Annotated in this window: 8 protein-coding genes; 5 read left to right on the top strand and 3 right to left on the bottom strand. The window is 31.1% G+C overall.

Going from position 1 to position 12,676, the window contains the following annotated elements:
• The 4 genes from fahA (at window position 1) to Q0945_RS14955 (ending at window position 4,134) form a co-directional block, all read left to right on the top strand.
• On the top strand, window positions 1–1,248 hold the full coding sequence (gene fahA / locus Q0945_RS14970; protein WP_299436079.1) for a fumarylacetoacetase: 1,248 nt from the start codon (window positions 1–3) through the stop codon (window positions 1,246–1,248).
• Between the two features lies 1 nt (window position 1,249).
• The gene (locus Q0945_RS14965) at window positions 1,250–2,137 is read left to right on the top strand and encodes a flavin reductase family protein (protein ID WP_299436076.1); all 888 of its coding nucleotides are present in this window, start codon (window positions 1,250–1,252) and stop codon (window positions 2,135–2,137) included.
• A 16-nt stretch (window positions 2,138–2,153) separates the two neighbouring features.
• Window positions 2,154–3,269, top strand: a complete 1,116-nt coding sequence (hppD, locus tag Q0945_RS14960; protein WP_299436073.1) for a 4-hydroxyphenylpyruvate dioxygenase — start codon at window positions 2,154–2,156, stop codon at window positions 3,267–3,269.
• 145 nt (window positions 3,270–3,414) lie between these two features.
• Window positions 3,415–4,134, top strand: a complete 720-nt coding sequence (locus Q0945_RS14955) for an SDR family oxidoreductase (RefSeq protein WP_299436071.1) — start codon at window positions 3,415–3,417, stop codon at window positions 4,132–4,134.
• On the opposite strand, the gene Q0945_RS14950 is transcribed toward Q0945_RS14955, so the two are convergent.
• From Q0945_RS14950 to Q0945_RS14940, 3 genes are all read right to left on the bottom strand, one after another.
• Window positions 4,131–6,878 carry a PD-(D/E)XK nuclease family protein gene (locus Q0945_RS14950; protein ID WP_299436068.1) on the bottom strand — a complete coding sequence of 916 codons (2,748 nt, stop codon included), beginning with the start codon at window positions 6,876–6,878 and terminating at the stop codon, window positions 4,131–4,133. The two genes, Q0945_RS14955 and Q0945_RS14950, sit on opposite strands and share 4 nt — an antisense overlap.
• Window positions 6,879–6,943: 65 nt before the next feature.
• Entirely contained in the window at window positions 6,944–8,290 is a 1,347-nt protein-coding gene (locus tag Q0945_RS14945; protein ID WP_299436065.1) for an OmpA family protein, read from the bottom strand.
• Window positions 8,291–8,481: 191 nt separating this feature from the next.
• On the bottom strand, window positions 8,482–11,580 hold the full coding sequence (locus Q0945_RS14940; protein WP_299436062.1) for a UvrD-helicase domain-containing protein: 3,099 nt from the start codon (window positions 11,578–11,580) through the stop codon (window positions 8,482–8,484).
• Between the two features lie 120 nt (window positions 11,581–11,700).
• Here Q0945_RS14940 and Q0945_RS14935 point away from each other — a divergent pair, with 120 nt between their 5' ends.
• Window positions 11,701–12,309, top strand: coding sequence for a superoxide dismutase (locus tag Q0945_RS14935; protein WP_299436059.1), 609 nt, complete (start codon window positions 11,701–11,703; stop codon window positions 12,307–12,309).
• Window positions 12,310–12,676: the final 367 nt, after the last annotated feature.

Below are 12,676 nucleotides of genomic sequence, written 5' to 3'. Positions count from 1 at the left end.
ATGAAAAATACTGATTGTTGGATTTCTATTTCTGAAAATTCGGACTTTTCTATACATAATATTCCTTTTGGAATTTTTTCAACTAAAAGCAATACATTAAGAGCTGGGGTTGCTATTGGAGACCAAATATTAGATTTGGTTGTAGCGTCAGAATTAGGAGTTTTTAATTCTTTAGATTTTAACCCATATGTTTTTAAAAGTGAAACATTGAATGATTTTATTGCTTTAGGTAAAGAAATTACTTCTACAGTAAGAACTATAATTCAAGAAGAACTAACAAATGTGGATAGTGTTTTAAAAACAGATTCTAGTGTTTTTGTAAATCAAAAAGAGGTACAAATGCATTTGCCTGTATTTGTTGGGGACTATACCGATTTTTACTCTAGTATTGAGCATGCCACAAATGTAGGTACTATGTTTAGAGACCCCAATAACGCTTTGTTGCCAAACTGGAAACATATTCCTGTTGGGTATCATGGTAGAGCATCTTCTATTATTGTTAGTGGTGTAGATGTGCATAGACCTATGGGGCAAACTATTGCTCCAGATGCTAAGGAACCAACCTATGGACCATCTAAAAGAGTAGATTTTGAATTAGAAATGGCATTCATCATTGGAAAAAAGACAAGCCTTGGAGATACGGTTAAAGTAGAAAATGCGGAGGAGTATATTTTTGGAAAAGTATTATTTAATGACTGGTCTGCAAGAGACATTCAAAAATGGGAGTATGTTCCTTTAGGGCCATTTTTAGCAAAGAATTTTGCTTCTTCTATTTCTCCATGGATTGTAACTATGGATGCCTTAGAACCTTTTAAAGTTGCTGGTCCAGAACAAACTCCAAAAGTATTACCATACTTAGAATATAAAGGAGAACGTAATTATGATATTTGGTTACAAGTAGCTATTAAACCAGAAAATGGAGAAGAAACTGTAGTTAGTAACTCTAATTTTAAATATATGTATTGGAATATGGCGCAGCAATTAGCACACCATACCATGAATGGTTGTAATATAAATGTAGGGGATATGATGGGCTCTGGTACTATTAGCGGAAAATCTAAAGACAGTTACGGCTCTATGTTAGAACTTTCATGGGCAGGTAAAAACCCAATACAACTTAAAGATGGTACCCAAAGAACTTTTATAGCGGATAACGATACCGTCATTATGAGAGGATTTTGCCAGAAGGATGGTAAAAAAGTAGGATTTGGAGAAGTTAAAACTAAATTATTACCTGCAAAACAATAATATGGGAGCAATAAGTATTAATCCAAAAGAAGTAGAAACAGCAAAACTACATGGGTTGTTATTGTCTGCAGTAGCACCAAGACCTATTGCATTTGCAAGTACTGTAGATACTAATGGGAATGTAAATCTAAGTCCGTTTAGTTTTTTTAATGTATTTAGCGCTAACCCTCCAATATTAATATTTTCTCCTGCAAGAAGAGTAAGAGATAATACTACAAAACATACCTTAGAAAATGCAATTGCTACCAAAGAAGTAACTATAAATATTGTAAACTTTCCTATTGTAGAGCAAATGTCTCTTTCTAGTACAGAGTATGATAAAGGGGTTAATGAGTTTAGTAAATCTGGTTTAACACAGGTGCCTTCTGTTAAAGTAAAACCGCCAAGAGTTAAAGAATCTCCTGTTTCTTTTGAGTGTATTGTAGAAAACGTAATGCCTTTAGGAGAAGAAGGAGGAGCTGGAAATTTAATAATAGCAAAAGTTGTTATGGTTCATGTAGATGATACCTATACAAATAAAGATGGAAAATTAGATACTACAAAACTAGATTTAGTTGCAAGAATGGGAGAAAGTTGGTATTGCAGAGCAAGTAAAGATGCGTTATTTGAGATTCCAAAACCAATATTTACAAAAGGGATTGGGGTTGATAAATTACCTAAACATATTTTAGAAAGCAAAATACTTACTGGTAATAATTTAGGAAGATTAGGTAATTCGGAAAAGCTACCAACGCAAAAAGAAATTTCTACATTTTTAGAAGATAACAAAGAAGTGCAAACTATGATAAACAATAAAGATATTCCTGCTTTGCACTCTAAAGTAAAAGACTTTTTAAAAGAAGAAAATGTATCTAAAGCAATACTAGTTGCTTTTTCATTTATTAAATAATTAAAAATAAATTGTAATGTCGCAAACAATAGAAGGGGCTAAAGATTTTATGCCTATAAACGGAACTGATTATTTAGAATTTTATGTTAGTAATGCCAAGCAAGCAGCACATTATTATAAATCAGCATTCGGATTTAAGTCTCTTGCATATAAAGGGTTAGAAACTGGAAGTAAAGAGTTAGAGTCTTATGTAGTTGTACAAGATAAAATTAGATTGGTTTTAACTTCTCCTTTAAAAAGTGGAACAGAAGTTGGCAAACATATAGATACCCATGGAGATGGTGTAAAAGTTACAGCTCTATGGGTAGATGATGCTACTTATGCGTATAATGAAGCCATAAAGAGAGGTGCAACACATTATATGAAACCTGTTACAGAGAAAGATGAACATGGAGAAGTAGTACGTTCAGGGATTTATTCTTATGGAGAGGTTGTGCATATATTTGTAGAGCGTAAAAATTATAACGGCGCGTTTTTGCCGGGTTTTGTTGTTTGGGAAACCGCTAATTACAATCCAGAGCCAGTTGGTCTTAAATATGTAGATCATATGGTTGGTAATGTGGCTTTAGGGCAAATGAACCATTGGGTAAAGTTCTATGAAGAGGTTATGGGCTTTACACAAATAATGTCTTTTGATGATAAAGATATTTCTACAGAATTTACCGCTTTAATGAGTAAAGTAATGAGCTCTGGTAACGGGAGAATTAAGTTTCCTATTAATGAACCAGCACCAGGATTAAAAAAATCGCAAGTAGATGAGTATCTAGAATTTTATGAAGGAGAGGGTGTACAACATATTGCTGTTGCAACAAATGATATAGTAAAAACTGTTACAGAATTAAGAGATAGAGGCGTAGAATTTTTAAGAGTGCCAGATTCTTATTATGATGTTTTAACCGAAAGAGTTGGTAAAATTGATGAGGATATTGAAGCTCTAAGACCATTAGGAATTTTAGTAGACCGTGATGATGAAGGGTATTTATTGCAAATATTTACTAAAACAGTACAAGCAAGGCCTACTATGTTCTTTGAAATAATACAACGTAAAGGAGCTACATCCTTTGGTAAAGGTAATTTTAAAGCTTTATTTGAAGCTTTAGAAAGAGAACAAGAGTTGCGAGGTACTCTTTAGTTTTTAATTAGTAAAGTATTCAAAGCTCCAATTAATATTAACTGGAGCTTTTTTTGATAAACTATATAATTCTTAACACATTCTTACGGTATATAAGAATAAGTATTTAATACTTTTGAAGTTATAAAGTCATAAAAAAGAATAAATGGAAAATTTAAAAGGAAAAGTAGCATATATAACAGGGGGGTCTAAAGGAATTGGTTTTGGAATAGCAAAAAAACTAGTAGATGCGGGAATGAAGGTTGCCATTAGTGGTAGAACATTAAAAACGGTTAAAAAAGCAGCAGAATATTTAGAAATTAATGAGAATGTATTAGCCTTAGCTTCGGACGTTACTAAAATAGAAGATGAGCAAATTGCTATTTCTACTATTATAGAAAAATGGGGAAAAGTAGATGTTGTACTAGCTAATGCAGGAGTAGGGCATTTTGCACCAATAGACCAAATGTCTAGTGATAATTGGAACGCTATGATAAATACAAACTTAAATGGCGTTTTTCATACTTTAAAAGCATCTGTAGAGGCTTTAAAAAAATCTAAAGGATATTATATTACTTTGGCTAGTTTGGCAGGAACAAATTTTTTTGCAAATGGTGCAGGTTATAATGCAACTAAGTATGGAGTTGTAGGGTTTACCCAAGCAGCTATGTTAGACTTAAGACAATATGACGTTAAAGTTTCTACAATAATGCCAGGTTCTGTTTCTACAGAGTTTGCAGGGAATTCTCCATCCGATAAAGATGCATGGAAAATACAGCCCGAAGATATAGGAGAATTGGTATTAGATTTATTAAAAATGCACCCTAGAACCTTACCGAGTAAAATAGAGGTGAGACCTACTAGACCAGATAAAAAATTATCTTAGACTTCCTTTTCTTTGAAAGGAATATTTGGATTACAAATTTCTAAAATAAGACGCTTGAGCTCTACTAAAAATAGATCAAGCGTTTCTTTATTTATTAGAGAATCTAGTGCGCTTTTTTTTGGCTCTTTTGGAGTGTTAAATTTTAAGATTCCAGCGTTAAGATTTTTAAAAGTTATAATACCTGCTTGTATTTCAGAAATAGGATTTTGAGCATTAAACATAACACTATAGCAAAGTAGCTGAAATGCTTTACTATAGGAGTAATCTGTAATACAGTCTTCCCAGTTATTTATCTTAACGTTTTTAGGTTCTACCCTACCAGTTTTATAGTCAATTATTCTTAAAATTCCATTTTCCTCATCAATACGGTCTAATTTTCCTTTTAAAACTATTGGATAGTCTAGTTCTGGAAAATTAAGAGAAACTTTAAGATTTTGTTCTAGGGCAATTATTTTTATAGTGTTTTGCTTTACTTGCTTAATTTCTAGATTTATAAATCGTTCTATATACCGTAGAATAACATTATAAGCAATTAAGTTTTTTCCGTAATTTATATCTCCTTCTGCATAAGTCTTTGCAAAATGTTTTTTTACAAGGGCTTCTATATTTTTTTTAGCTTCATTTAGTAAAGATACCTCTAAGGTTTTTCCAACAAAAGGCGTATATAAATCCTCTAAAGTATCATGCACTATAGTACCAAAAGTATTTGCAGCAACAGTTTCTTCTACTGCTAATAAATCATCTATTTTTAAAAGGTTTCTTTTGTAAAAATCTATAGGGTTTCTAATGTAATTACTTAATGAAGTAGGAGAAAAACCATTACTTGCATGATTTTTAATTAGCAACATTAAGTCTACATCCTTTTCTATTATTTCATCCTCTTTTAGGGAAGGAACAACATTTGGTGTTGCAATTTTTTCCGTAATATCCCCAATTTTATTTTCATCGGTTAAAAGCTGTGTTATTAGCCTACTTTTTTCACCGCCTTCCAATACATCTGGCTCTGTATTATAGATTAGATATACATTTTTTGCTCGCTGTAATATTCTGTAAAAGTGATAGGTGTATACGGCATCTTTTTCTTTATAGGTTGGTAAGCCATGTGCAATTTTTAAATCAAAAGGGATAAAAGAATTGTTAGATTTTCCTGAGGGTAAAATACCTTCATTTACAGAAGTTATGATTACCGTTTCAAAATCTAAGTTTCTGCTTTCTAACATTCCCATAATTTGAAGCCCTTCTATTGGATCCCCTCTAAAATCTAAAGTTTCAGAGGATAAAAGTTCATTGTAAAGGCTTAAGAGGGATTTTAAATCGTTCATATAATTATGTTCTGCTAATAGCGTATTAAGTTGATTGAATAGGCTATTAAAACGATATAAATACTCTAATGCTAAAGAATTAGACTGCTCTGTGTATATATCTTTTAATTTAGATATTATTAATAAACACCTTTTAGTAAAACTTAAAGGAGTAAAGTTTAATTCTTGAAATACGGTTGGGATACAATCTTTATCTTTTGCAACACTTATAATTTTTTCAGGTGTTATGTAAGACCAGTTTTTATTTTTTATGGCATTACTTATTAGGTTACTATTGTTTTCTTCTTTATTGTTAAGAAATGATGTAGTGGTTGGGTGAGACAAAAAATCTAATAAATTAGAATAAAACCAACCCTTAGTATTGCGTTTAATATATAACTCAAAAAATAACTTAAAGAAGCTAGCTAGGGGTGTTTTTTCTAAATTGTAACCCATAGTAATATTTACCGAGTTAATTTCTTCTGGAATAGAGTTTAGTATTGGGTTTAGTAAGCTCTCATCTGCTAGAATAACAGCTGTATTTTTAATAGTGTTATTAGAGGTTTTCGTTATTTTTTTTAGAAGATTACCAACATATTTTGCTTGCGAAATATTTTTTGGCGTACCTATTATTTCAATTTTTTTGGGTTCTGAATAGTAATTACTAACACCCTTAAACTGATTAGAGTTAAAATGGTTCCAATTTTTTTTATGACCCCTAAGAAAAAGACCAGCATCATGTACAGGGTCTTTGAGGAAACTATTATCTATATCCCAAAAAATGTCCGAACTATGTTGTTCTAGAATTTGTTGTATTATGATACTTTCGGATTCGTTTAGGGCATTAAAACCAAGAAAAATAAATGTTTTGCTTTTATTTTCTTTTAAATAGGGTTTTAATTTACGGCAAGCTGTTCTATACACTAAGCCTTGGTGACCTTTATTTTTATTTAGTAAGGATACATTAAAGTTTTTGTAAATAACATCTAAATTGTTCCAAAAAAGAAGGTAGTCCTCCATTAATTGGGTTTTTGGTGCTTCTGGTGACCAATGCGATATTTCTTGTATTGCAGATAAGTTAGAGAATAGCTTTTTTGTGTCTATTAAATAGCGGTCTATCTCATTAAAATCTTGCAGAAGTGTTTGCCCCCATTTAGAAAATGAATAAAATGTTTCTATTTCTTTGGGCTTACTCTTTAAATAGGTGTTATAAAGGGCAAAAAGTTGCTCTAGGTTAGATGCATAGGAGAGACCAGAAATTTTTTCTATAAATGTTTCTATACTCCATATTTCTGGTGCAAATTCTGTTTTTGTTGCTTTTTTTGCAATGGAATTTTTTAAAAATGTACCAGCTCTTTTACTAGGTAAAATAAATATATGATTACTAAGACTACTATTTTGTGAAAGTATTTTATCTAGTACTTCTTCTAAAAATCCATTCATTTTTAAATATAAAAAAAGCTCCGCAATTGCGGAGCTTTATATTATAATAAGAGTGTTAAATCTTCTTATTTAATTAAGTTAATTTCAACTCTTCTGTTAGATTTTCTACCAGCTCTAGTATTATTAGTAGCTATAGGCTTATCTTCTCCATATCCAATAGCAGTTAATCTATCAGAACCAATTCCTTTATCAATTAAGAAATCACGAACTGAATTAGCTCTAGAATCAGATAATTTTTGGTTTAATTTAGCACTACCAACGCTGTCTGTATGACCTTCTACTGTAAATTTAGCAGTTGGATACTCAGCTAAGATTGTGATAATATCAACCATAACAGCAGTAGATTCTGCTTTGATAGAAGATTTACCAGTATCAAATAAGATAGTTCTTGCATATTCATTTAATTGCTTCTGAACTTCTTCAGTTACTTCAGGACAACCATTGTTAGCAACAGTACCAGCAACTTCAGGACAAGCATCGTCTTTATCTAAAACACTATCACCATCTTTATCAGCCCAAGGACAACCTTTATTTTCAGCAGGACCTGCTTCTTGAGGACATTCGTCATCTTTATCAGCAACACCATCACCGTCAGCATCAGGACAACCAGCTAAACCAGCTAAACCAGCAACTTCAGGACAAGCATCATCTTTATCAGCAACACCGTCACCGTCAGCATCAGGACAACCATTCATTTCTTTAGTACCAGCAGCATTAGGACAAGCATCTTTACTGTCTTCTATACCATCACCATCAGCATCAGGACAACCATTAAAAGCTTCTAAACCAGCAACTTCAGGACAAGCATCATCTTTGTCATAAACACCATCACCATCTGTATCAGTACCACCAAATTTAATAGCTATACCAGCCATATGTTGCCAGTGAGATACTAAATAGTCTTCAAAAGAATGCTTATATGTAGATTGAACAGTAAGACCTATGTTTTCTGTGAACCAAAAGTTAACACCAACACCACCATTTGCAGTACCAGCACCTATTTCATCAATCCAAGAATAACCACCACCTATTTCAGCGAATGGGTCAATACATTTGTTTTGTAAAAAGTTGTACTTAATAGTACCATCTAAACCATAGTAAGATAAATCATCAACTGAAGTATCTCCCCATTTGCTAATTTTGTTTAAAGAACCTTTAGCTCCAACAGAGAAACCACCACCAACGTTTTTAGATACTCCTACGTAAGAAATAGAAGGTAATATGTTCCAGTGGTCAGTTGCATTAAAAAGCTCATTTCCAAAAGAACTGTTTGGGAAATCACCTGTAGGGTATACGTCAACTGCATTAACCCCAAAAGTAACCTGCCATGGGTTATTTTCGTCTTGCGCTTGTATGTTGTTAAAACCTACAACAAGTAGAGCAACAACCAATAATTTGCTAAGATGTTTCATGTTCAAATTTTTAAGTTTAAGTGTTTATTAGCTGCAAATGTAAGTTGTTAAATATTATTAACAAAATCAATTTCCTATTTTTTTTAATGCATTTAATAGAAAAAAGTATGCATTTTGTCGAATTTTAACATTCTTCTTGTAGTAGTTTGTCTCATATTATTCCTAAATATATGTGCATGAGTACCATAGCGTTATATATATTCTATTTCTATTTTATTATTTATGTATATAATAATTTTATTTTTTATTTGAAAGCCCATATCTTCAAGAGCGTCACAATATTCATAAACTTGTTGGTAATATTGCGGGTTTTTCTTTCCAGTTTTGTAATCTATAACCGTTGCTTCTTTATTATTTATGGTTACCCTATCTGGCCTTAATAGTTTTCCTTGTTTTGTAACTATTTCTTTTTCATTACTAACTGTTATATTGCCCTCATAAAAACCTTTTAATTCTGGGTGATTAATAATTTCTTTTAGTTTACTAGTAACTACTTCTACATCTTCATTATTTATTTCTCCAACAGTAATAGCTTTACTAACTGCAATATTTATATCTTCTTTAGTTTCTATAGTACTTAATATATTATGGTATAGGTTTCCAGTATTTATAGCGTCTTCCCTAGAAGTATCCCAAAGCATGCCAGATGTTGTAATTATATTAAAACTTGGCCGGTCTTTTTCGGTATATATATAAGGTATAGTATTAAGAGTGTTTGTACTATCTTTTTCTTTATTATCTGGCAAAGTTCCAAAAGTATACTCTAGGGTATCAAGGTTCCAAAGATTTTTTTGCGTTAGATAATCTATAAACATACCAGAATAGGATGTTTTTTTATAGCTACCATCTCTATTAAGGTCTTTCTTAGTATAAATATATAAAGCTTTAACTGCTCTGGTAAGTGCTACATATAGAACATTAAAGGCGTCTAGCTCTAACTTATGCTCTTCATCATTATATAAATACTCTGCAGTAGTATTATAATGAATAACTTCTTGTTTTTTACTAATTAGTAATTCTTTAAAATTCTCAGATGTTTTTAGTGTGTTTGGTAACCAAAGCTTGGGGTCTATTTCTTCATTAAAATTAGTAGTTGCAAAAGGGAGAATAACAATATTGAACTCTAAACCTTTAGATTTATGAACTGTCATTATTTGTACAGCGTTCATTGTTTCGGGGGCACTAATACTAAGAGAATCTTCTTTTTTAGTCCAATAATTTAAAAAGGTTTGCAGATCTGCACTATTTTGTTGTTCCACTTCTAGTACAACATCTAAAAAATAGTTTATGTAAGCATCAGAACTCTTCGCTAATTTAAACTGTTTAATGGCATATTCTACAGTATCAAAAACAGAAGATTGTTCTATTTGCGAAGTATTGTAATTAAAATTCTTTTTAAACAGTTCTTGCATCCTGTTTATATTAGATGCTATATAATTGTGTTTATTTTTTTTGTCCTGAGATAAAAATTGGAGTAGTAAATAGTTGTTTTCTAAATCATCTGGCTGTAAACTATATTTTAATAGGGATATTAAGAAAAGAACTTTTGGACTATTTTTAAGAAGTAGGCTTTCTGAAGATACTATTGGGATTTTATGTTGCATTAAAAAATTAGCAATTAAAACGCCATGTTTTTTCTTTCGGGTAATTATACAAATATCATTATAATTATAGCCTTCTTTTTTTACGCTATGTATTGTGTCTAGGACTTTTTTACAGTAATTTTCATCTTCACTATTTTCTTCCTCTAAAAAGGTAAGAGAAACTAAGCCTCCTTTTTTGGTATTACTACCTTGCTTATTACCCTGGACAAACAAGTCTTTATAGGAGGTATTATTTAAAAAAGGACTAGTAGTTGTAAAAAAAGAATTATTAAACTGTATTATCTCTTCATAACTACGATAATTATTAGGTAGGCTGTTAATGTTTGGAGGTATAACAAAAGGATTTGTGTTATTATTTGCTAGGTTTAAAAATTGTTCTGCTTTTCCTCCTCGCCATCTATATATTGCTTGTTTAGCGTCACCAACTAAAAATAGGGAACCTGTTTTTCCAGATAAATCTTCACTTTCTAAAGCATTACTCATTAATGGTGTTAAATTATTCCATTGCATCTCAGAAGTATCTTGAAATTCATCTACAAAATAATGTTTATATTTTTCTCCTAACCTTTCATAGATAAAAGGAGCTGGTTGGTTTTTTATTTCATTAGAAATTATAGTATTAAATTCAGATATAGAAAGCTGGTCTTTTTCTTTTTGTATGTTTTTTACTTCTTGCTGTATAGCATTTAGTACAGTTAAGGGGACTAAATTTTTATATGCATTTTTATAAAAAGCTCTGGAGTATAAAAGTTTTTTTATAGCGATGTAGCACTCTAATATTTGCTTAGAAAGCTCTTCTGTAGGTTTAGAAATAGTTTTTTTTACTATTTCATTATCCATTAAATTTTGTTCTAACTTATTATTATATAGTTTGCTAGGTTCAAATATATCTTCTCCAATTTTTTTAAAATGATTAGGAAGGGTTGCTCTTGGAAAATCACTGAACTCAAATCCCGATTCTTGTATTAAAAGCAAGGTGTTTTTTGCTACATCTTTAACATCAGCCTCTATTTTAGAAATTTCTTGTACTAAATCTTTCTTTAGTTTTAAAAAATCATCTAAACTTTTTGATTTAAGTGCTTCTAAATGTTTTGCTTGATTTTCATTGAAAAGTAGTTTTCCTATTTTGTTTAAATCTATAGCAATATCCCAACTTTTATCATCATCTATTTTCTCAATTGCAAAATCTAAAAGTACTTTGGTAAGCTTTTTATTAGAACCAGCTTTGTTTATTAAAGAAGACACAGCTTCATCTAATAATAGAGAAGTATCTAAAACAACTTCAAAATTTTGAGGCAATTTTAAATCTTTTGCGAAAGTACGTATAAGTCTGTGTGTAAATTTATCTATGGTAGAAATATCAAAAAAGGCGTAATTATGTAGAATATTTTTTAAGACTTTTTTACTCTTTTCTTGTAGCGCAGTAGCATCTATATTTAGCTCTTTCGTAATATCTAAAAACATGGCCGATGCCTCATTTATAGATTTAGTTTTACTAAACTCAAATAAACTTTGAACAATACGCTGTTTCATTTCATTTACAGCTTTATTTGTAAATGTTATAGCAAGTATTTGTTTAAAAGAATGTGTTGATGACAGTATAGTTTTTATGTATTCTTTAGAAAGTACATAGGTTTTTCCGGAACCTGCGGAGGCATTGTATATTTTATAAGAAGCTTCTTGCAATGTGTTTTATATGCAAAGTACAAAAATATGTATAGTTCTTAACAAAGAATTAATTGAATGTGATACTTAAAAACAGTAAATTTGATACAGGAAATTAATTAATAAAATAATATAGAAATTATGGCTTTTGAACTACCAAAACTACCTTACGCTTATGATGCGTTAGAACCACATATTGATGCAAGAACTATGGAAATACACCATACTAAGCATCATAACGGTTACACAACTAAATTAAATGGTGCTATTGAGGGTACTGCTTTAGAAGGAAAATCTATTGATGATATTCTTGCAACTTTAGATATGTCTAATGCAGCTGTAAGAAATAATGGAGGAGGTTTTTATAACCACTCATTATTTTGGGAAATACTTTCTCCAAATGGAGGAGGAGAGCCTTCAGGAGAATTAGCAAGTGCAATAACTTCTGCATTTGGTTCTTTTGAAGAGTTTAAAAATAAATTTAGTAGTGCTGCTGGAACAAGGTTTGGTTCTGGTTGGGCTTGGCTTTGTGTACATAAAGGAGGGAAAGTAGAAGTTTGTTCTACACCAAACCAGGACAACCCATTAATGCCAGAAACTGGTTGTGGTGGTTTTCCTATTTTAGGTTTAGATGTATGGGAACACGCATACTACCTAAATTACCAAAATAGAAGACCAGATTACGTTAATGCATTTTTTAATGTAATTAATTGGGATAAAGTTTCTGCTTTATATGAAGCAAATAAATAAGATACTTATAGGTAATACTATAGTAATCAGCTTAAAAGCCGCCTTGTTTTTGTAAACAAGGCGGCTTTTTTTGTAATAGAAAAGGGCGGAGAAGTCTCCACCCTTTTCGTCCCAAATCTTACCATAAACTTAACCTACTTATGCTATGGCGAAACTAAATTACTGGTATTGTGGGACATAAAAAAGTAATTTTAACAAATTTTTTTTAGTGGAAAGCGGAAAAATGAAAGATTTATCTTGTTAAATGTCTGGTTTTCAGTAATAAAAAAGGCAGAGCATTGCTCTACCTTTTTTCCCCAAATCTTACCATGAACTTAACCTACTTATGCTATGGTTCTCCAAAAGTAATGTAAAGTAGTACAGTTAA

The sequence above is a fragment of the uncultured Maribacter sp. genome (assembly GCF_947500405.1).
In the GTDB taxonomy this organism is placed as follows: domain Bacteria; phylum Bacteroidota; class Bacteroidia; order Flavobacteriales; family Flavobacteriaceae; genus Maribacter_B.
Note: the sequence above shows the minus strand (reverse complement) of the source record. Positions and strands in the feature narration are given on the sequence as shown.

Excerpts from the sequence above, each read along its gene's own strand:
- fahA (WP_299436079.1), top strand. The coding sequence starts at position 1 with ATGAAAAATACTGATTGTTGGATTTCTATTTCTGAAAATTCGGACTTT.
- Q0945_RS14965 (WP_299436076.1), top strand. The coding sequence starts at position 1,250 with ATGGGAGCAATAAGTATTAATCCAAAAGAAGTAGAAACAGCAAAACTA.
- hppD (WP_299436073.1), top strand. The coding sequence starts at position 2,154 with ATGTCGCAAACAATAGAAGGGGCTAAAGATTTTATGCCTATAAACGGA.
- Q0945_RS14955 (WP_299436071.1), top strand. The coding sequence starts at position 3,415 with ATGGAAAATTTAAAAGGAAAAGTAGCATATATAACAGGGGGGTCTAAA.
- Q0945_RS14950 (WP_299436068.1), bottom strand. The coding sequence starts at position 6,878 with ATGAATGGATTTTTAGAAGAAGTACTAGATAAAATACTTTCACAAAAT.
- Q0945_RS14945 (WP_299436065.1), bottom strand. The coding sequence starts at position 8,290 with ATGAAACATCTTAGCAAATTATTGGTTGTTGCTCTACTTGTTGTAGGT.
- Q0945_RS14935 (WP_299436059.1), top strand. The coding sequence starts at position 11,701 with ATGGCTTTTGAACTACCAAAACTACCTTACGCTTATGATGCGTTAGAA.